The sequence below is a fragment of the Mycobacterium triplex genome, from assembly GCF_000689255.1.
GTDB classification, from domain to species: Bacteria; Actinomycetota; Actinomycetes; order Mycobacteriales; family Mycobacteriaceae; genus Mycobacterium; species Mycobacterium triplex.
On the sequence record NZ_HG964446.1, the window covers coordinates 2,261,565 to 2,283,772 of the forward strand.

The 22,208-nt window shown below is 67.9% G+C and carries 7 protein-coding genes; 4 read left to right on the forward strand and 3 right to left on the reverse strand.

Annotated features, from left to right (window positions below; all coding sequences use genetic code 11):
• A partial coding sequence (locus BN973_RS10635; protein WP_232232062.1) for an SDR family oxidoreductase occupies window positions 1-2,392 on the forward strand: 2,392 nt, incomplete at its 5' end.
• A gap of 25 nt (window positions 2,393-2,417) precedes the next feature.
• Entirely contained in the window at window positions 2,418-9,773 is a 7,356-nt protein-coding gene (locus tag BN973_RS10640) for a beta-ketoacyl synthase N-terminal-like domain-containing protein (protein ID WP_051641211.1), read from the forward strand.
• Here the strand turns inward: BN973_RS10640 and BN973_RS10645 are convergent.
• Entirely contained in the window at window positions 9,767-10,939 is a 1,173-nt protein-coding gene (locus tag BN973_RS10645; protein WP_036467972.1) for a permease, read from the reverse strand. The genes BN973_RS10640 and BN973_RS10645 overlap by 7 nt on opposite strands.
• A gap of 495 nt (window positions 10,940-11,434) precedes the next feature.
• Here BN973_RS10645 and BN973_RS10650 point away from each other — a divergent pair, with 495 nt between their 5' ends.
• Both BN973_RS10650 and pks2 read left to right on the forward strand, forming a co-directional pair.
• The gene (locus tag BN973_RS10650) at window positions 11,435-13,177 is read left to right on the forward strand and encodes an AMP-binding protein (RefSeq protein ID WP_036467973.1); all 1,743 of its coding nucleotides are present in this window, start codon (window positions 11,435-11,437) and stop codon (window positions 13,175-13,177) included.
• Window positions 13,174-19,686 (forward strand): sulfolipid-1 biosynthesis phthioceranic/hydroxyphthioceranic acid synthase, encoded by a 6,513-nt coding sequence (gene pks2, locus BN973_RS10655; RefSeq protein ID WP_198048911.1) that lies wholly within the window; start codon window positions 13,174-13,176, stop codon window positions 19,684-19,686. Before BN973_RS10650 ends, pks2 begins: the two co-directional genes overlap by 4 nt.
• An 11-nt stretch (window positions 19,687-19,697) precedes the next feature.
• Here pks2 and BN973_RS10660 read toward each other — a convergent pair whose 3' ends face one another.
• The gene (locus tag BN973_RS10660) at window positions 19,698-20,951 is read right to left on the reverse strand and encodes a saccharopine dehydrogenase family protein (protein ID WP_036467975.1); all 1,254 of its coding nucleotides are present in this window, start codon (window positions 20,949-20,951) and stop codon (window positions 19,698-19,700) included.
• Window positions 20,948-22,204 carry a phthiocerol/phthiodiolone dimycocerosyl transferase family protein gene (locus BN973_RS31025; RefSeq protein WP_036467976.1) on the reverse strand — a complete coding sequence of 419 codons (1,257 nt, stop codon included), beginning with the start codon at window positions 22,202-22,204 and terminating at the stop codon, window positions 20,948-20,950. Before BN973_RS31025 ends, BN973_RS10660 begins: the two co-directional genes overlap by 4 nt.
• Window positions 22,205-22,208: the final 4 nt, after the last annotated feature.

Below are 22,208 nucleotides of genomic sequence, written 5' to 3' on the forward strand. Positions count from 1 at the left end.
TCTGCAGTCCCTGCGGGCCCCGGTCGCGCATAACGGCGCCCCACCGATGCCTGCGCCACCGCCGGTGCCGGCCATCTCCGACGGCACCATGGCGGGTGACCGCCTCCCTTTTGAGTTAGCCGGAGCAGCGATCGCCCGCCACGCGGTGCGCGCAATCGCTGCTCCGGCAAGCGGAATGGCGATGCCAGGCCTCTGCAGCGCCGCCAACGTGGAGATCGTCACGACTTCGCCCGGCGTCGGCGAGGCCCTGGCCGCCATCCTGCGCACCCACGGTATCGGCGTCACCACGGTGACCGAGCCCAGCGTCAGCGCCGAGGCCGTGATTCACCTCGGCGGCCTGCAGCAGACAACCAGTCGGGCAGACACCCTGGCCCTCAACCGGACCGTCTTCGCCCACGCGCAAAGCGTCGCCGCCCGGTTCGAGGAGCGCGGCGGCGTCTTTGTCACCGTCCAGGACACCGGCGGCACCTTCGGTCTGCTCAGCGAGCCGGGCTCACGCGCCTGGGCCGCCGGCATCGGTGCCCTGGCCAAAACCGCCGCGCAAGAATGGCCGAAGGCGCAAGTCAAGGCCATCGATATTGCGGCCGAACGGCTGGCCCCGACGGCCATCGCCGAGCACATCGCTCACGAGATATTGTCCGGCGGAGCCGAATTGGAAGTCGGTCTGGGCAGCACGCACGGGCGAGTCACAGTCGTCGCGGACGCGACGCCGGTCGCCGCGCACACCCGCCGCATCGACCAGCGTGACGTCATCGTCGTGTCGGGCGGCGCCCGCGGGGTGACGGCTGCCTCGGTGATCGCTCTGGCAGAACAGACTCAGGCCAGCTTCGTGTTGATCGGCCGCACGGCACTCGGCGACGAACCGCCCGCCGCGCGGGGACTGACCACCGACGCCGAGCTCAAGCGGGCCTTGCTGACAAGTGCTGCCGCGCAAGGACTCAAGCTCACACCCAAACAGCTGGACCAACAGGTACGGGGCATCCTGGCCGATCGCGAGGTGCGCGCGACGCTCACGGCCCTGGCCGCGGCCGGATCCCGGGTCCGTTACGCCACGGCCGACGTTCGGGATGCCGCCGAACTGGGCGCGCTGCTCGACAGCGTGCGTGCCGACTTCGGGCCCATCACCGGGCTGGTCCACGGAGCCGGTGTCTTGGCCGATGCGCCCCTGCACAAGAAGACCATGGACGGATACGACCGCGTCTTCGAGACAAAGGTCGGCGGTCTGGGTGCGCTCCTCGATGCGACGGCCACCGATGCGCTGAAGCTGGTCTGCCTGTTCTCGTCGGTGGCCGCGCGCAGCGGCAACGTCGGCCAAAGCGACTACGCGATGGCCAATGAGATTCTCAACAAGGTGGCCCTGGCCGAACAGGCTCGCCGCGGTCCCGGCTGCCTGGTCCGGGCATTGGGCTGGGGCCCTTGGGATTCCGGGATGGTGACACCCGGCCTCAAAGCGATGTTCGAATCCCGGGGAATCTCCTTGATCCCGCTGGCCGACGGCGCACGGGCATTCGTCTCCGACGTGCTGGACGCGCAAACCGCTAGTCCCGAGGTGATTCTCGGAGACGGCGTAATGGCCGGTGTGCCAACCCATCCGGTGCCGGCCGAGGGTCGGGTCGCGCGGGTGCTGGCCCATACCGCCCGTCAGCCGTACCTGATCGACCACCGCATCCAGGGCAACGTCGTCCTGCCCATCGTGCAGGCGCTGGAATGGTTCGTGCGGATGGCGCAAGCCTGCCGGCCCGGCCAACGCGTGGATCGCATTTCCGACGTTCGAGTGCTGCGCGGCGTCACGCTGTCCGACTTCGACCAACGCGGTGACGCCTTGCTGGTGGGTTGCGCGGCATCAGAAGACCACCCACATCGGTTGGCGTGCACGTTATCCGACGCTTCCGGATCGACCGCCTACTATTCCGCAACCGTCGACATGGGTTCGGGCTCGCCGGCAACACCGACGGTCGCGGCCGCGCCCGTCGGAGGCCGGCGGCGCAACCGCGACACCTGCTACACCAACGGCGCGCTCTTCCACGGCCCCGCATTCCAGGTCCTCGAGAGCGTCGACTGCCAGGCGTCGACCGCCACCGCTCCGCTGTACGGGCTGACAGTGGCGGGCTGGCCGGGCGAAGGGTGGGCGACCGATCCGGCCGCGCTCGACGGCTGCCTGCAAACGGCACTGGTATGGAGCTTCGAGCAGCTCGGGACCAAGGTGCTGCCGCTGCGGGTGGGCGAAATCGTGCGCTATCGAGCGGGCGCACTGGGAGATGGGTTGCGCTGTGTGCTCTCCAACGGCGTAGCCAAAAGCAGTCGAGCCGTCTGCGACCTGGACCTGATCGACGCGGACAACCTATTGGTTGCCAGCATCAAGCGGCTTGAGATGTACCCCTACGGCAGCTGATCGCACCGAATGCCGCGGAGTCGTCTTGAAATTTGAACCCATCGCGATCGTCGGTCAGGGCTGCGTCCTTCCCGGCGGCCTGAGTCCCGACGGGCTGTGGGACACGGTGCGTGAGGGCCGCGACGCGCTCGGCTCGGCGCGGCCCGGTTATTGGGGCGTAGCGGCCGAACACATCCTGCGCGACCCGAAGCACTCCGCCTTCCTGGACCACACCTGGTCCGACCGCGGCGGCTACGTGCGCGGCTTCGACCGGGTGTTCTCCCCGCAAGGGCTTCTCCTGGACACCGACGCGCTCGGCGGTCTCGACCCGCTCTACCTGTGGGCCGTCGAGGCGGCCCGGCAGGCCGTTGACTGCGCGGGCTGGCGTGCCGGCGAAGTCCCCGGCTCGGCGGGAGTCGTCCTGGGCAACTTGAGCTATCCGACCAAGACCATGACAGACCTGGCCGAAAAGGTGTGGCGCGGAACAGAACACGACATCGACTGGCGCAATCGGTTCATGTCCGGATTGCCCGCCCATCTGATCTCGAACGCCCTGGGCCTGACGGGTGGCGCCACCGCCCTCGACGCCGCGTGCGCCTCCTCGTTATATGCCATCAAGCTGGCCTGCGACCGGCTGCACGACCGCACCGCGGACGTGATGCTGGCGGGCGGCGTCAACGGTGCCAGCGACCTACTGCTGCACGTCGGCTTCAGCGCGCTGCAGGCGCTGAGTCGCTCCGGACAGTCACGCCCATTCCATCAGGACGCGGACGGCCTGGTGCCGGCCGAAGGTGCGGCGATTCTGGTGCTGCGCCGACTGGATGACGCAATTGCCGACGGCAACAACATATTCGGTGTCATCAGGGCGGTCGGCCTCAGCAACGACGGGCGTGGCCGCGGTCTGTTGGTGCCCTCGCAAGAGGGTCAAGAACGCGCGATGCGCCTCGCCTACGAGATGGCCGAGCTTGAGCCGCAAGACATCTCGCTGATCGAATGCCACGCCACCGGAACCGCGCGGGGCGACCTGACCGAACTGATGAGCATGGCACGCATCTTCGCCGGAATGACGAACGTGCCGATCGGATCGCTGAAATCCAATCTCGGGCACTCCATCACGGCGTCGGGTGCCGCGGGGGCCATCAAGGTGCTCGCGGCCATGCGTGCGCGGGTACGCCCGCCGACCCTGCACGCCGACGATCCGCTGCCGTTCATCGCCGACTCCCCGTTCCGTCTGCTCACCGAAGCCGAACCCTGGCATTGCGTCGGACCGCGCCGCGCCGCGATCAACAACTTCGGCTTCGGCGGCAACAACGCCCACCTGCTGCTCGAAGAATGGGTCGAACCCGCCGGCCGGCCCGTCGCCCCATCGCGATGGCCCGTCGCCGCCACCGGGGCCGACGCTGAAATCGCAATCGTGGGGCTGGGCCTGCTCGTCGGCGATGGTCATGAAACACCGTCGGTAGCAGAGCATCTGGTGAAGAACCAGCCGATTGCACGCCGCGACGGCGACGGCGTCGTCAGGGCGCGAATGTCTGAAGTGTGCCTCGACCTCACTCAGACACGTTTCCCACCAGCCGATCTCAAGCAGACGCTGCCCCAACAGATCGCCCTCCTCGGCGCGGCCCTGAATGTCGGTGATCTGATCAAGACTCTGCCGCCGGACACCACCAGCGTCATCATCGGGATGGGCTGCGACGCCGAGGTGACGCGACTCGGAGTGCGTTGGCGGCTGGCCGGCGAGATCGACGACCCGGATCTGCTGGCCACGGCGCGCGACGCGGTCGTGCAAGGGTGGACCGCCGCCGGCGTGGTCGGCGCCATGCCCAACATCGTGGCCAACCGGCTGAACAGCCAATTCGACCTTCGCGGGCCCAGTTTCACGGTGTCCAGGGAGGAGCTGTCCGGCACCACGGCACTCGAGATGGCCGCCCGCGCGTTGCGGCGAGGCGAGATAGACGCGGCCGTGGTGGGGGCGGTCGATCTCAGCTGCGAACCCGTGCACGAAGCCGCGGCCCGGGCGCTGCTCGGATCCGGCGAGCAGATATCCGGGGATGCCGCCGTCGTGTTGGTGCTCAAACGCGCCGACGACGCACGTCGCGCTGGCGACACCGTCCTCGCCACGCTGTCGGCCGGCCAACGGCCGCACGGCGATTGCCTTCGGTTGGGCACCGCACCCGGCGCGTTGAACCTCTCGCCGCTACTCGGCCACGCCCATGCCGCATCCGGACTGCTGCACGTTGCCGCCGGGGCGCTGTACGGGTTTCTCGGCGTACGTCCCGATGGCACCCCGTGGGTGTCGGACGGGCGGGAAGTCGTCATCGCGCTCGACGGGCTGGCCGGCCAGGAGCAGCACCTCGTGCTGGTGCCGCCGGCGGCCAGCCAGCATGACTCCGGTGCGCTCACCGCACAGCGGGCCGAGACCGGATCGTCCAAGCCGACCTGGCTGCGTTTTCCCGGCCACCTTCCCGACGTTCGGCTGCCGGAGCATGCGGTCGCGCCGGCCACCGAGGGACACCCGATCACCGATGAAGGGGAGCAGCGAATGGCAACACACCTCCCGGTTCCCCCGGCGCTGCCCAAAGCGCGGGAGGCGCTGGCGCGGGTGCCGCTGGGCGCGGCCCTGTCCGAGCAGACGCCACCGGAGCCGCTGGCGGTAGCTCACCAGACCGAGGCTGGCGCGGCGCCCGCTCGCGGCGGCGTCCACAACGGCGCCGCCCATAACGGGAATACCACCGCGAAGCCATTGGCCCAGAAGGAGATCGACAAGCTGCCCCTTGCGGGTTCCTGCCGGGCGGTGCAACCGACTCGGCCCGCCGACAAGCACGTTCCCGCGCCGACGGCCAAGCGCGAGCCCGTGGGCCTCACGCTCGACAAGGCCGGCCTGCGGGTGCACGCGTCGGGGAAGATCTCCGACATTTACGGCCAGGCGTTCACGGTGCAGGACAACTACATTCGACAGGTCCGGATGCCGGAACCGCCGCTGCTGCTCGCCGATCGCCTGCTGGGCATCGACGCCGAGCCGGGCAAGCTTGGCACCGGAACGCTATGGACCGAAACCGATGTCACCGCCGATGCGTGGTACCTGGCCGCGGGCCGGATGCCCGCCGGAATCATGATCGAGGCCGGGCAGGCCGACCTCATGCTCATCTCGTGGATGGGCGCCGACTTCGCCAACAAGGGCGATCGGGTGTACCGCCTGCTGGGCTGCGAAGTCACCTACCTGGGCGGGTTACCCGAGATCGGCGACACCCTGCGGTTCGATATCCACGTCGACGGCCACGCCCGCCAAGGCGACATCCGCATCTTCTTCTTTCACTACGACTGCACGATCGACGGTGTCGAGCGGATGTCGATGCGCAACGGCCAAGCCGGATTCTTCTCCGACGACGAATTGTCGGCATCGGGCGGAATCCTCTGGCGCCCCGAGGACGAGACCGTCGACGGGCCGATGGAGCCGACGCCGTCGCAAACGTCGCGGACCTCGCTGCCGCGCGCCGCGCTGGAGGCGATGGCGGCCGGCGAGATCTGGCGCACCTTCGGACCCGGGTTCGAACGCGCGGCCAGTCACACGCGCACGCCGTGCATCTCCGGCGGCGCCATGCTGTTCGTCGACGAGGTGACCCAGCTGGATGTGTCCGGCGGCCCGTGGGGACGGGGCTATCTGCGTGCCGTCGCGCATGTCGATCCCGAGAAATGGTATTTCGCAGGACATTTCAAGAACGACCCGTGTATGCCCGGCACGCTGATGTTCGAAGCGACCATGCAGACCATGGCGATCTACATGACCGCACTCGGCATGACCCTGGAGTGCGATGGTTGGCGCTTTGAACCCGTGCCCTTCGAAACCTACAAACTATCCTGTCGCGGCCAAGTCACCCCGCAGTCACGCGAACTGGTCTACGAGGTGTTCGTGCGCGAAGTCCTCGCCGGGCCGGAGCCGACGCTGTTCGCCGATCTGCTCTGCACCGTCGACGGGTTGCCGTCATTCCACTGCCGGCGGATGGGCCTGAAGCTTACGCCCGGCTGGCCGATGGACCTGGGCGCCAAGGAACTCGAGGGATACCTCGAACCCAAACCCGTCGCCGAAGTCGACGCTTTCCGGTTCGACTACCAAGCGATGCTTGCCAGCGCTATCGCCAAGCCGTCCTTGGCGTTTGGCCCGCTCTTCGAGAAGTTCGATTCTCATCGCAAGGTAGCCAGGCTGCCCGGCCCGCCCTATCACTTCATGTCCAGGGTCACCGAGCTGGTCGGTGAGATCGGCGTCGTACAGGCCGGCGCGGAAGTCGTCGTGGAGTACGAAGTCCCCAGCGACGCCTGGTATTTCGCGGTGAACGGAACGCCGACGATGCCCAACGCGGTGCTGATGGAGGTCGCACTGCAGCCGTGCGGCTGGCTGGCCAGCTACGTCGGCTGCCCGCTGAACAGCGAGAAGGACCTCTACTTCCGCAACCTCGACGGGACGGGCAGACAGCACCGCGAGGTCACACCGTCGACCGGAACCCTGCGGACCAAGGTGTCGCTGAAGAACATCGCCGCGGCGGGCGGAACCATCATCGTGACCTTCGACGGGCAGATCCACGCGGACGACGGGCCCGTCTACACCTTTGACACGGTGTTCGGATACTTCGGCCGCGAAGCGTTGCAACAGCAGGTGGGGTTGCCGGTCACCGCCGAGCAGCGCGCCATCGCGCAGCGCCCATGCGATGCACCGGCCGTCGACCTGCGCGCGCGTCCGCCCGAGTTCTTCGGCGCCGGAGCGCGATTGGCGGATCCGATGCTGCTGATGATCGACCGCGTGACGGGACGATGGCCCACCGACGGCGATGCCGGCCTGGGGCGCTGGCGTGCGGTCAAGGACGTCGACCCGGCGGAGTGGTACTTCAAGGCCCACTTCTGCCAGGACCCGGTGCAGCCCGGGTCGTTGGGTATCGAGATGATGCTGCAACTCCTGCAATTCGCGATGCTCGATCGGGGGTTGGGCACCGAGGCCGGACCGTCGGCACGTTTCGAGCCGGTGGCGTTGCACGACGCGATCACCTGGCGCTATCGCGGGCAGATCGTGCCCACGAACAAGCAGATCACCGCCGACCTGGAGATCACCCGCATCGCGCGCGACGAGGGCGGCGTTCCGGGCATTCTGGCCGTCGCCGACGCCTCGCTGTGGGTGGACGGTAAACGGATCTACGCCGCGACCAACCTCGGCATGCGCATCACCCGGACCGCGCCGCCGGGCCACCGCGAAGTCGGCAGGTCCTCGGCGCCGGCCGCGAGCGCCACGCCGGCGACGACGCCACCGGCCCCGGACACGGTGGTCGAGACCACCATCGATCCCGCCAGCGACACCTGGATCACCGATCACTGTCCGACGTATGTCATTCCATCCCTTCCGATGATGTCGGTGTTGGACCTGTTCGCGCAGGCGGCGAGCCGTGCCGCGGGTACGGCCAAGGTGGTCGAAGTCACCGATCTGCGGGTGGTGCGCTGGATCATCGTCGACTCGCCCAAACAGCTGCGGGTGATCGTCGAGCCCACTTCGCCCGGGCGTTACGAGGGCCGGCTCGAGGTGTGGCGCGACGCACCGAAAGCGGCGTTGTCGCGCTGGGAAACTCACGCCCACGCCACGATCGTCACCGCGGACCAGCACGCCGGAGAACCGGCGACTCCCGCCGCGCTGAACGCCCCGGTGCCGTTCGCCAGCCCGTATGAGACCAGCGCGGTGTTCCACGGGCCCGCGTTCGCAACGCTGATGGACGGCGCCCGGATAGGCCGTAACGGGTCGTCCGGGACGCTTGCCGTCGAGCGATGCAAGGTTCCGGCGGGCCTGCTGCAGCCGGGACTCCTCGACGGCGCGCTGCACATCGTTCCGCACGCCGCGATGAGTGTATGGACCACGAATAGTTGTGCCGTCGAGTCGTATTCGGACGCCGCGGACCCGACCGTCGCCTTCCCGAGCCGAATCGTCTGGGCCCGCTTCTACGACGACGCCCCAACGGAGGGCACCGTGGACGTGGAATCCCGCTTCGTCGGTTTCGACGACGACGATGGCCGCATGCCGGTCATCGACCTGTGGCTGAGCGTGGCGGGCCGGCCGTGGGCGTACCTGCGCCTCGTTGAAATCCTGTTGTCCAAGGGCCCGCTCGCCCAAGCCGGGGGTTTACAGCGACGCGCGTTTTTGGCCGAGCGCCGCGCCGTGCCCGCGATGTCGCTGAGCGAGCGGCTCAGTGACGGCGTCGTCACCCTCGATTCCGTCCGAGCGGCGACACTGGACTGGTTCAAAGGCACCTTGCATGCGGTGTATTGCACCGACAGCCAAGGGGATTCGTTGCTCGTCGACATCGCGGCCAAAGAAGCGGTTGCCGATGCCGCCCACAACGCGATACACCCCGCGCGGGTTCAGGTCGTCGACGGGCAGGTGAGCTGCCCGTCGTTGCCGCTGGAACGCATCCGGATCGAGATCGAGCAACCACGTCAGCGGGTCTGGCGTGCCAGCGCATCGTTGCAGACGGACTGGCGACCGGTGCGCGACTGGTGGGCCGCCCAGCTCGGGATGCAGCAGGACGGGTTCGGCGATGTCCTTCATGGCGCTCTGCTTTCGCGCTATGTCCGACATGTCATCGTCGCGGACCCGCCGGCGATGACAGCGATCAAGGGCCGCCCGGTCCTGTTGTTGGGCAACCACCAGGTACAGATCGAATCGCTGCTGGGCACCACGATCGCGTCGTGGCTGACCGGCACACAGGTCGTGCCGATCGCTCATGCCAAGCATGAAACCCGGTGGATTGGTGAGCTTTTGCGGCTTCTCGACGCCGTCGCGGGCCGGGAACTGCACACCATCCGGTACTTCGATCAACAAAACCCGCAGCAGTTCCTGCACCTGGTGAAACAAATCAAGAGGGACGTCGACGCCCGCGGGGTGTCCACGATGGTGCACGCCGACGGAACTCGGCACGTCCACTCCGGCCAGCGCGTCGAAAGGCTCACGTCCACGTTGCTGGACATGGCAATCGAGATGTCGCTGCCGATCGTGCCGGTGTACTTCGCCGGAGGCTTACCGCAGGATCCGGTGGGTCACAAGCTCGAGGTGCCGTATCGCCATGCCGCGCAAGACTATATCTTCGGCCGGCCGGTCATGCCCGAAGAGTTGAGCGCCTCGCCGTACGCCTACCGGCGCCGGCTCGTCATCGATGCCATCAACGACCTCGCCCCGTTCGGCGATGCGCCGAACCCGCCGAATCAGGCCGTGGAGAACCGGATTGCGGCTGCCGCCCCGGGTGCGTCGCCCCTGGAGTCGATATGGGCGTGCATCGAGGATGCCCTGGACGCGCTGCCGATGAACTGGCGCGACATGATCGGCACCGATCAGTGGAGGGCGGCGCGAGCGACATCCTCGCTGCGTCAGTGACGGTGGTGGCCGTCTGTCGCCTCCGGTGAGCCGCCCATCATGCGGATCATCGGCATTCCTCCGGACGTGACGAATCGGACGATCAGGACCACCGCGACCACGAGAAAGACGATGTTGAGCCAGGTGGTGTAGTTCCACGAGATCGACGCTTCCATGACCGTGGCATTGCGCTCGGCCGGGATGAGGTTCGTTGTGCCGAAAAGGAATTCGACGAGGTAGCCGGCGGCGACCATCGAGGCGTAGAAGGTGGCGAGCAGCGTCAGCATCATCCGGGTGCCGTAATACCTCCGGTAGATGTTCAAGATCGGCAGGATCAACAGGTCGGCGTAGATGAAGGCGATCACGCCGCCGAAGCTGATGCCCCCATTCCACAGCACCGCGGCCAACGGGACGTTGCCGATCGAGCAGACGAAGGACACAATCGCCACGACGGGACCCACGATCGGCCCCCACAGTGCCGCCCAGCCGGGGTCGTCAGCCAAAAAGAAACCTCGCCAGAAGGTTTCGGGCACCCACGCCGCGATGGCACCGGCGATCAACAGCCCGAGCACCAGGTCCCGCAGGATCGCCAGCCATTCCATCACGAACACGTGCGACACCGAGGTGAAGCCCTCGGCGGAAAGCAGCCGCTGCGTAAACGAACCGTCCCGTTTGATGGACATGTCCATCGCGGCGTGGCCCTCCATCGAGCCGGCGACTCCCCGGTCGGCCTGCTCGCGCGCGGCGTCGACGAGGCGGGATCGGACGAACAGCCGGAACAGCACGGCCAGGATGACGATCATCAGCGGGCCGCCGACGAATTCCGCGGCGGTGAACTGCCAGCCCATCAGCAGCGCCAAGATGATGCCCAGCTCGACCACGAGGTTGGTGGAGCCGATCTCGAATGCCATGGCCGCGGTGAAGTGGGCGCCCTTGCGGAACAACGATCGGGCCAGGGCGACCGCGGCGTACGAGCACGACGAGGACGCCGCCCCCAGCCCGGCCGCCAGCGCCAGGGTGCGCGGCCGGTCGTCGCCCAGCAAAGCCACGATCGTCGAGCGCCGCACCACCGCCTGCACCACCGCCGACAGGACGAAGCCCAGGATCAGCGCCCACAAGATTTCCCAGGTCATCGACCCGGCCAGCGCCAGGGCGTGCTCGATTGCGGCCAGCGCCTTGCCTGTCATGGGGCCCGCTTTCTCTCGTCTGCGTTGATCTTCGCGTATGCGCGCCGATTCCGCCCGGGCGTTCGATGTTCCGAGGGCGCCTTTGTTTATGGGACCGGCGTGCCGGTCTCCCGGCGATATTGGCTGGTCAGCGAGATCTCCGATTCGCCAACGTGGCCGCGGCGGAACGGGTAGGTTCCTGGCCGTGGAGGTGGTGATGACCGCGGGTGCTCGCCGGTGTCAGCTCGCCGCCCGGCGGGTGATACATCCGGCCCCCGAGAGGCGCGAACAGACGGGATCGGCGCTGAACCGCGCGGCGGTACACTTCGTCGAACAAAGGGTGGAGCCGACGATTCCCGTCTCACCTTTGAAGTTTTCTCATCCAGGGTGGTGCTGACAAGATAGAAGTTCGTATCGGTTAGTGGCATGGGGTGGTGCTGCGAGAAAACCGGCTGCGGCATCCCGTGGGGGACGTGATGCGCACCAATATTTTGAAAGAAATCGGAAGGTAGCGTTATGTCCGTTCTCGAGTCCTCCATTCCTGCAGCGCTGAGCGCAAACGCTCGCCGGCAGCCCGATGACACGGCATTCACATTCATCGACTACGACGTGGATCCGAAAGGCTTCGCCGAAAGCTTGACCTGGTCGCAGCTTCACCGCCGCGCGTTGACGGTCGCCGCGGAGCTGCGGCGCTGCGGGACGACCGGCGATCGGGTGGCGATACTGGCGCCGCAGAGCCTGGACTACGTCGTCGGTTTTCTCGGGGCATTACAAGCGGGCTTCATCGCGGTTCCGCTGTCGGTCCCACAATTCGGCGCCCACGACAGCCGCATATCGTCGGCACTGCAGGATTGCACCCCGACGGCGATTATCACGACCTCTGCTGCCGTTGACGGAGTCGTCAAATACGCGGAATCCCACGGCGGTGCGGCCGCCCCGACGGTCATTGAAATCGATTCACTCGACTTTTATTCGACCGGTGAATTCAATTCGGCGGAATACTCGCATCCAAAGGAAGCGTATCTGCAGTACACGTCGGGGTCGACGGGCCAACCGGCCGGTGTCGTGATCACGCACGAGAACGTGGTCGCCAACTGCCGGCAGCTCGAGTCGGGCCTGTTCGACATTTCCGGGCCGCCGGAAACGCTGGTGTCGTGGCTGCCCTTCTATCACGACATGGGGCTCATCCAGGGGATCTGTTTCCCCACCGTGTGGGCCCGTCCCGCGGTGTTGACCAGCCCGATCGCTTTTCTGATCGAGCCGGCCCGCTGGATGAGGCTGCTCGCGAGCAATCCCCGGCCGTTCTCGGGAGGGCCCAACTTCGCGTTCGATCTGGCGGTGCGCAGGATTTCGGACGACGACATGGCCGGGCTCGACCTCAGCGACGTGGTGGGACTGGCCAACGGCAGTGAACGGGTGCAGAAGGCATCGATCACCCGGTTCATGGAGCGCTTCTCCCGGTACGGCCTGCCCGAGACCGCCATCCGGCCGTCCTACGGCCTCGCCGAGGCGACGCTGTACGTCGCCAGCGCGAAGACGGGGCAGGCGCCCAAATCCGTGCGCTTCCAATACGAGCAGTTGTCGGGCGGCCTGGCCACGCCATGCACCGAGGAGCAAGGCGGCAGCGACCTGATCAGCTACGGCGCCATGAAGTCACCGTTGGTGCGAATCGTCAACCCCGACACCAAGACCGAGACCGCACCCGGTGTGATCGGCGAAATCTGGGCACACGGTGACAACATCGGCAACGGCTACTGGCGCAATCCGGAGCGGAGCAAGCGCACCTTCGGTGCCCGCCTGACCAATCCGTCCGCGGGCACACCCGAGGGGCCCTGGCTGAGGACCGGCGACTTGGGATTCATCTCCGATGGCGAACTGTTCATCATGGGCCGCCTCAAGGACCTGCTGATCGTGGACGGACGCAATCACTACCCGGACGACATCGAATCGACGATCGGGCAGATCACCAAGGGCCGGGTGGCGGCGATTTCGGTTGCCAACGACACCACCGAGCAGCTTGTCGCCATCGCCGAGGTCAAGAACCGGCCCGGCTCCGACGAGGATGCTCAGCAGAAACTCCGCTCGATCAGGCGCGACGTCGCCGCCGCGATATCCAGCGCGCACGGTGTCCGCATCGCCGATCTCGTTCTGGTGGCGCCGGGTTCGCTTCCGCTGACCACCAGTGGCAAGGTGCGCCGCTCGACGTGTGTCGAGTCCTATCGGCTCGAGGAGTTCGAGCGTTTGGACGTCTCGGCGTGACATCGGCCGGTCCCGATGCGGCCGGGGGGCTCCAACGCTGGTTGATCGACTATCTCGTCACCGAGATCGGTTGTGACCGCGAAGATGTCGGCCTCGATGTGGCGTTCAACGACTTGGGAGTCGGGTCGCGCGATGCGGTCGTGCTCTCCGGGGAGTTGGCGACGCTCGTCGGCCGGGCGGTGTCGCCGCTGGATTTTTGGCAGCACCCCACGATCAACGAATTGGTGCAGTTTCTGACCACGCCGGAGTCGGAGTCCGAGGCGCAAGCGGACTCGGCGGAGCGTGGTTGGGCCGACGAACCGATCGCGGTGATCGGGTTGGGATGTCGCTTCCCCGGGGATATTTCGGGGCCGGACGCGTACTGGCGGTTCTTGTGTGAGGGTCGGTCGTCGGTAGCCGAGGTGCCCGCCGAGCGATGGTTGCCGTTCGACGACGGATCGCCGGAGATCGCGACGGCGTTGGCCGGCACCACCCGGTGGGCTTCGGTGCTGACCGACGTCGATGGTTTCGATGCCGAATTCTTCGAGATCTCCCCGCACGAAGCCACCGCAATGGACCCACAGCAGCGGTTGTTGCTGGAGGTGGCCTGGGAAGCGTTGGAGCATGCCGGGATTCCCGCGGAAACGCTGCGCCGTTCGCAGACCGGGGTTTTCGCCGGGGCGTGCGCGACCGACTACGGCTATCTGGCCGGGACGGATCTGCGCCGCGTCGACGCGTGGAGCAACATCGGCGGCGCGCTGAGCATCATCGCCAATCGGCTGTCCTACTTCCTGGATCTTCGCGGTCCGTCCGTGTCGGTGGACACCGCCTGTTCGTCGTCACTTGTGGCCGTGCACATGGCATCTCAGAGCCTGCGTTCCGGCGATTGCGATCTGGCCATCGCCGCCGGGGTGAACCTGCTGTTGTCGCCGGCCATCTTCCGCAGCTTCGACGGGGCCGAAGCGTTGTCGCCGACGGGTGCGTGCAAGTCCTTCGACGCGGATGCGGATGGCTTTGTCCGCGGCGAAGGCTGCGGCGCGGTGATCCTCAAGCGCGTCAGCGACGCGGTGCGCGACGGGGATCGCGTGCTGGCGGTGCTGCGCGGATCGGCGGTCAATCAGGATGGCCGATCCAACGGTCTGATGGCGCCCAACCCGGCCGCGCAGATGGCGGTGCTGCGCGCGGCGTGCGCCAACGCGGGCGTTGCGCCCCATCAGGTCGACTATGTCGAGACCCACGGAACCGGAACGCTGTTGGGCGATCCCATCGAGGCGCGTGCCCTGGGCACGGTGCTGGGTCGCGGACGCCCCGCGGACGGTCCGCTGTTGATCGGCGCCGTCAAGTCGAACATGGGTCATCTGGAAGGGGCGGCGGGGATCGCCGGCCTCATCAAAGCGGTGCTGGCGGTCCATCGCGGGCATATCCCTCCGAACCTGAACTACCACACCCCTAATCCGCACATTCCGTTCGACGAGATGCGCCTGAAAGTCGTTGCCGAGCCCACAGATTGGCCGGATACCGGGCTGCCGCGGCGGGCGGGGGTGTCGTCGTTCGGCTTCGGCGGCACCAATGCCCACGTGGTCGTCGAACAAGCCCCCGACATGAAGCTCGTTGCCCGCCAACCAGACCCGCCGGTGAGCACCCTGGTGGTATCGGGCAAGACGGACGCGCGGGTGAGCTCGCTGGCGTCGGCGCTGGCCGACTGGATGGACGGCGACGGCGCGGACGTGGCATTGCCCGACGTCGCGCACACACTCAATCACCACCGCAGCAGGCATGCCGTGTTCGGCACCGTATGTGCGCGCGATCGCAAGCATGCGATCGCCGGACTGCGGGCGTTGGCGGAGCGCACCCCGGCCGACGGCGTGGTGGCACCGGACCAGTTACCATCGCGGCCCGGCACGGTGTTCGTGTACTCCGGGCAGGGCTCGCAGTGGACGGGAATGGGCCGGCAACTGTTGGCCGACGAGCCGGTGTTCGCCGCGGCCGTCGCCGAGCTGGAGCCGATATTCGTTGCGCAGGCCGGGTTTTCACTGCGGCAGGTACTGGCCGAGGGGCAGCCCGTCACCGGCATCGACCGGATCCAGCCGCTGCTGGTGGGCGTGCAGCTGGCGCTGACCTCGCTGTGGCGTTCCTATGGCGTCGAGCCCGACGCGGTGATCGGGCATTCGATGGGCGAGGTCACCGCGGCGGTGGTGGCCGGCGCGCTGAGCGTCACCGACGGGTTGCGCGTGATCTGCACCCGGTCGCGGTTGATGTCGCGGCTGTCGGGGCAGGGGGCGATGGCGCTGGTGGAGTTCGACGCCGCGGCCACCGAGGCGCTGTTGGTCGATTACCCGCAGGTGAGCGTCGCGGTGTATGCCTCGCCGGGCCAGACGGTGATCGCGGGCCCGCCCGATCAGGTCGACGCCGTGGTCGCGGTCGTGGCCGACGCCGATCGGCTCGCCCGGCGCATCGAGGTCGACGTGGCCTCTCATCACCGCATCATCGAGCCGATCCTGCCCGAATTGTGTCTCGAGCTAGCCGATTTGGACCCGGATGCGCCGGCCATCCGGTTGATCAGCACGACCAGCGGCCCCGACGACGACGCGCCGGTGTTCGACGCCGACCACTGGGCGGCCAACCTGCGCAACCCCGTTCGGTTCAGCCAAGCGATCGCCACCGCCGGCGCCGACCACGGCACGTTCATCGAAATCAGCCCACACCCGTTGCTCGCCCACGCCATCAGCGACACGCTCGGCAGCGGTGACCACCGGATTGTCAGCACCCTGGCGCGCGACGCCGACGACACGCTCACGTTCCACACCAACCTCAACGCAAGCCACCGGGGGCACCCGCCGCAAACCCCGCATCCGCCCGAACCGCACCCGGCGCTGCCGTCCGCGCCTTGGCACCACACCCACCACTGGATCGGCGGCGGCGAGCATCGCGCGCGGCCGATGGCCCGGGACGGCGAGGCGGCCGGCGGCAGCACCGTCTCGGTGCATCCCCTGTTGGGCGCGCACGTGCGGCTGCCCGAGGAGCCCGAGCGTCACGCCTGGCAGGGCGAAGTCGGCACCACGGCCCAGCCATGGCTCGCCGACCACCAGGTGTACGCGGTGCCGGCGCTGCCCGGAGCCGCCTACTGCGAAATGGCCCTGGCCGCGGCCGGCACGACGCTCGGTGCCGCGTCGGAGGTCCGCGACATCCGATTCGAACGGATGCTGCTACTCGATGGGCAGACGGCGTTGAGCGCCGTCGCGTCGGTGCAGGCGCCCGGTGTCGTCTCCTTCGAGGTGCAAACCGATGAGGAGGGGGAGTACACGCGGCGAGCCGCCGCGACCCTGCAGGCCATCGACGAGCTGGGCCAACCACCCATCCACGATGTCGCCGCCCTGCTCGCCGCGCATCCGAACCGGGTGGACGGCACGCAGCTGCGGGAGTGGTTCGACAACCGCGGAGTCCGGTTCGGCCCCGCCTTCGCGGGCCTGGCGGCCGCGCGCACCGGAAATGTCGCCGGCGGCACCGTGCTGGCCGAGGTCGAACCACTGAAGCAGCTTGAACACAATGCTTTTCGCGTTCATCCCGCGCTGCTCGACGCCTGCTTCCAGTCGGTCGCGGCGCATGCGCACGATATCGCCGACGGCGGTCTGCTGCTGCCGCTGGGGGTCCGCCGGCTGCGCAGTTACGGGTCGCTGCAGGGCGCTCGCTACTGCCTGAGCCGGGTGACCGAGGCGAACCAAACCGGGATGGAAGCCGATCTCGACGTGTTCGACGAGAACGGGACCGTGCTGCTGATCGTGCGCGGGCTGCGAGTGGGCAGCGATGTTTCCGAAAGCGGTGCGCGCCAACGGGTGCTGGCCGAGCGGCTGTTGACGATCGAGTGGGAACCGCGCGATCTGCCTCCGGTCGACAGCGTCGACTCCGGGACGTGGCTGGTGCTGACCGACGGCGACGACCCGCTGGCCGCCCAGCTCGCCGCGGCGCTGAAAACCGAAGGCGCGCAATGTGAAATCGCTGCCCAGCTCGACGCGCCGATCGACGACGTCACCGGTGTGGTGGTGCTGGCCGGGCCGCCGGCCGGCTTCGATGAGCAGTCCCCGACCCGCGGCTGCGAGCAGGTGCGACGTCTGGTGCGAATCGCCCGCACGCTGGACGAAAGCTCCGACCAGCCGCCACGCCTGTACGTGGTGACCCGCAACGCCCAGACCGTTTTGAGCGATGACCTGCCCAACCTGGACCAGGCGGGGCTGCGCGGGCTGATGCGGGTGATCGCGGCCGAAGACGCCGAGCTGCGGGCGACTCAGATCGACCTGGATGAGAATACCGACGCCGCGCAGTTGGCGCGCCAGCTGCTGGCCGGCTCGGACGAAGACGAAACCGCCTGGCGCGACGGGCAGTGGTACACCGCGCGGCTGCGGTCGGCCCCGTTACGCCCCGACGAGCGGCACACCGCCGTCGCGAACCACCAGCTCGACGGCATGCGCCTGGAGATCCGTACACCCGGTGACCTGGAAGGCCTGGAACCCGTTGCGTTCGAACGCACCTCACCGGGGCCGGGTCAGATCGAGGTCGCGGTCACCGCCTCCAGCCTCAACTTCGCCGATGTGCTGATCGCGATGGGCCGATTCCCCAGCGTCGACGGGCGTCAACCGCGGCTGGGTATGGATTTCGCGGGCGTGGTGACCGCGGTCGGGCCGGACGTCACCGACCACCAGGTCGGCGACCGTGTCGGCGGCGTATCCGAAAACGGCTGTTGGGCAACGTTTGTCACCTGCGACGCCAAACTCGCCGTGACGCTTCCGCCCGGCCTGGACGCCGAGCAGGCCGCCGCGGCCACGACCGCCTATGCCACCGCCTGGTACGGCCTGCAGGAGATGGCCAGGATCAAACCCGGCGAACGCGTGCTGATCCACTCGGCAACCGGCGGGGTCGGGCGCGCCGCCATCGCGATAGCCCGGATGGTCGGGGCGGAGATCTTCGCCACCGCGGGCAGCGCGGCGCGGCGCGCGCTGCTGCACGACATGGGCATCGAACACGTCTACGATTCGCGCAGCATCGAATTCGCCGAGGAGATCCGTCGCGACACCGACGGCTACGGCGTCGACGTGGTGCTCAACTCGGTGACCGGGGCCGCTCAGCGTGCCGGCTTCGAACTGCTGGCGATCGGTGGACGATTCGTCGAGATCGGCAAGCGCGATGTCTATGGCGATACCCGCCTGGGCCAGTACCCCTTCCGCCGCAACCTGACGTTCCACTACCTCGACCTCGCGCTGATGGCCGCCAGCCACCCCCAGCAAGTCGGTGACCTGCTGCGCACGGTGTACCGGCTCGTCGGAGACGGCGAGTTACCGCCGCTCGAGCACACCGCCTACCCACTTGACCAGGCGGCCACGGCGATTCGGGTGATGGGTGCGGCCGAGCACAACGGCAAGCTCGTGCTGTCCATCCCGCGCGAGGGGCAGAGCACCGTGCTGGTACCCCCCGAGCGGGCCGGCGTGTTCCGCAGCGACGGCGCCTACATCATCACCGGCGGCCTCGGCGGCCTCGGGCTGTTTTTGGCCACCGAGATGAGCAAGGCCGGCTGCGGCCGCATCGTGCTCACCGCCAGGGCCAACCCGACTGCCAAGGCCCGGCAGGCCGTTGAACGGATGCGTGCCGGCGGGGTCGACGTCGTCGTGGAGTCCGGCAACATGGCCGAGGCCGACACCGCGGCCCGGGTGGTGGCCGCGGCCACCGCCACCGGGCTTCCGCTGCGCGGGGTGTTGCATGCCGCGGCGGTGGTGGTGGACGCCACGTTGGCCAACATCACCGACGACGTGGTCGATCGTGACTGGGCGCCAAAGGTTTACGGCGCGTGGAACCTGCACCACGCGGCGGCCGGCCAACCGCTGGACTGGTTCTGCTGTTTCTCCTCCGCGGCGGCGTTGCTGGGCACGGCCGGGCAGGGCGCCTACGCGGCGGCCAACAGCTGGGTCGATGCGTTCACGTGGTGGCGGCGCAGCCAGGGCCTGCCGTCGCTCGCCATCGCGTGGGGGCCATGGGGCGAGGTCGGGCGCGCGACGCACCTGGCAGAGGGCGGCCGCACCACGATGATCGCTCCCGACGAAGGCGCCTACGCCTTCACCGAACTGCTGCGCCACAACCGCGGCTACACGGGCTACGTCCCGACGACGGGGATGTCGTGGTTGGCCGAGTTGGTCGCCCGCAGCCCGTTCGCGGAAGCCTTCCGGCACGCGGGACAGCACCACGTCGGTGAAACCACGCTGCGCACCGAGCTTCGCTCGCTACCGCAGGACGAATGGCCCACTCGGCTTCGGCGTCTGATCACGGAGCAGACCGGCCTGATCCTGCGCCGCACCGTCGATCCGGACCGGCCGTTCGTCGAACACGGACTGGACTCACTGGGCAATCTGGAGTTGCGGACCCGCATCGAAGCCGAGATCGGTGTCCGCGTCACTCCCAAGGCCATCGCCACCCACAACACCGCGCATGCGTTGAGCGTCCACCTGGCCCAGACGCTGGTGGCGGAGGCGGGAATACCGGGCTAGGCGAAGGGTTTTCAGGCCAACCGGGTCGTCGTCATCGTTACCCCGGCGGCCGGCAGCCGCGCGAGCAGTGCGTCGCCCATCGCCGCGGCGGGAGTGAGCACCCCGCGCAACCCGGTCAGCAGCTCGCGGTCGTGGGCGAGCGCCAGACCGCATTGGCCGAGCAACACCGCCGTTCCCTGATACGCGTCGCAGTGCTGGGCGAACGTGGCCAGATAGCGGGCGCCGGCCGTCGTGGTCGTGTAGGTCTCGACGGTGTAGTAGCCGCGCGCCCGTCGGGTCGCGCTCGGCCCGCTGCCCGGCTTCGAGGTGATGCGCTCCACCAGCCGCGGGGGCAGTCGATTGAAGTGTTTGTTGCCCAGGTCGGAAACGCCGGCCAGCGCGCCGCTGATCGCCGTCGACGCGATCGGTGCCGCGACCGACTTGCCCAGACTCATCGCCTCGGAGTAGCGGAACCCGCGGCCATACGCCCAGCCCTGTAAGGCGTTGCTGCGCCGCACGATTCGCGCGTTGTGTGGGGCCAGCACGAACCCGCCGGCCCAGAAGCCGGCCAGCTCCGCAGCGATGTCGCGCCCGCGACGCCGGGCAAAGTCCGGTTGCGGTCCGAGTTCCGGTTCGGCCGCGCGGTCGGTGGTCAGCGTGTAAGGGTCGTCGATTAGCCGGCGGGCTTCCGGGTCGCCGGCCGCCGTGCGCATCGTTCCCAGCAGCGATGCCACGGTGCCGCCGGAGGCCCCGAACTGCGAGAAGGAACGCAACACCAGGGTCGTGTCGGTGAGCTCCCCGGTGCCGTCTCCGGCGACCCGGCGGTAGAGCTGGTAGGCGTTGAGATCCGAAGGGATGGAATCGAATCCGCACGACAACACGATGCGGGCGCCGGTGTCGATCGCCTGTTTGTGGGATTGGTCGATCGCGTTGCGGGCGAACATCAACTCGCCGGTCAGGTCGGCATAGTCCGTTCCGGCGGCGGCACAGGCGGCCACCAGCGGCAGGCCGTAGCGCGCGTAGGGGCCGACGGTCGTCAGCACCACCCGGGTGCGGGCGGCCATCTCGCTCAGCGTCGACGGCCGCGACGCGTCGGCGACGATCACCGGCCATTGTCGTGCGGCCGGGCCCAGGGTCTGCCGCACCGCCAGCAGGCGTTCGCCGGACCGGCCGGCCAGCGCGATCCGCGTCCGGGCTGCGGCCCGCGCGAGGTACTCGGCGGTCAGTTTGCCGGAAAACCCGGTGGCGCCGTACAAGACGATGTCGAACTCGCGCTCGGCGTTCACTCCATGATCCAGCTGTCCTCGGCGGGGGCAGCGCACAACAGAGCATGGACTTGCTTCAGGGACTCCTCGTGGCCGGGCAGGTTGGAGTGGCGCTCGATGTACAGTCGGCCGGCGAAGGTCCAGCAAACGTAGAGATCGACCGGCGCATTCGCGGCGAAGTGGAATTCGGCGCCGACGTCGTCGATCTCGATGCTCGCAGGAGTGCGCACGCCGGGAATCGAGCCGACGTCCGTGCACATCACGAACGGGGGCAGCCCGGGCAGGCTGCCTTCGTAGTTCAGGCTGAAGTGCAGCGAGGACTGCTGGATCAGGCCTTCGGACAGGTCGGCGCGAAACGCGTCGACGATGTCGCCGGCCAGGCCGACCAGATCGGTATCGGGCGTGATTTCGGCAAGGTAGCTCGCCAGCCCCAGCGGCATGGTGCCCTCGGTCGCACCGACCGGCGGCGTCAGGTGATAGCGCAGGTCTACCGGATAGAAGTAGGGAATCGGAATGTGCGGGGTGTTGCGGAGTTCCCATTCGGCCAGCAGCAGCGCGGCGGCCACCAGGGAGTTCAGGCTGAGCCGATTGGCACGCCCCAACTCCACCAGGTCCGCGGTCTCCTGCTCGGTCAAGCGGATGCGGGCCACCGGAATGTGTTGCATGAGATCGGAATTCGACACGATGGGCGGCTTCTCGACGGCCGGCAGGTCGTAGGCGAACGCCGCCGGGAACAGCCGTTCCAGCCCCGACCGCTCCTGCTTGTCCACGCCGCGTTGTTCGAGCAGCGTCTCCAGCGACTCCGGTGCGGGCTGCGGGGACACCGGTCCCGGATCGCCGGTTTCCACCACGTTGGTGTAGCGCGACAGCAGCTCTTCGAACAGGCCGAAGACATGGTGTCCGTCGGCCAGCGAGTGGTGGGCGAACAGTGTCAGTTCGCTTTGCCCGCTGCCGATTTGCAACCGAAGATTCAGCAGGGATTGGCTCTGATCCAGGCGCATGTTAGAGATCACGGCCTCCGGCGTGTTCTCGTCGACGACCCACAGCCCCGGGTGCATGACGTCCTCGGCGACGATCTGATGCCGGCCGTCGTCGGCCTGCTCGAGGTGACCGGCCCAGATGGGGTGCATCTGTAGCAGCGCGTCGAAAGCATCTGCCATAGCGTCGATATCGACGTCACCGGCGATGTGAATCTTCAGCCCGAAAAAGGTCTCATTGGCCGCGAACACTTCTTCGCTGTGCGCGAGCTTGCGGATCACGGATCCGGAAAACACTGCT

What these genes read in the sequence shown, in the direction of transcription:
- BN973_RS10645 (WP_036467972.1), bottom strand. Translation starts at nt 10,939, where the DNA reads ATGACAGGCAAGGCGCTGGCCGCAATCGAGCACGCCCTGGCGCTGGCC.
- BN973_RS10650 (WP_036467973.1), top strand. Translation starts at nt 11,435, where the DNA reads ATGTCCGTTCTCGAGTCCTCCATTCCTGCAGCGCTGAGCGCAAACGCT.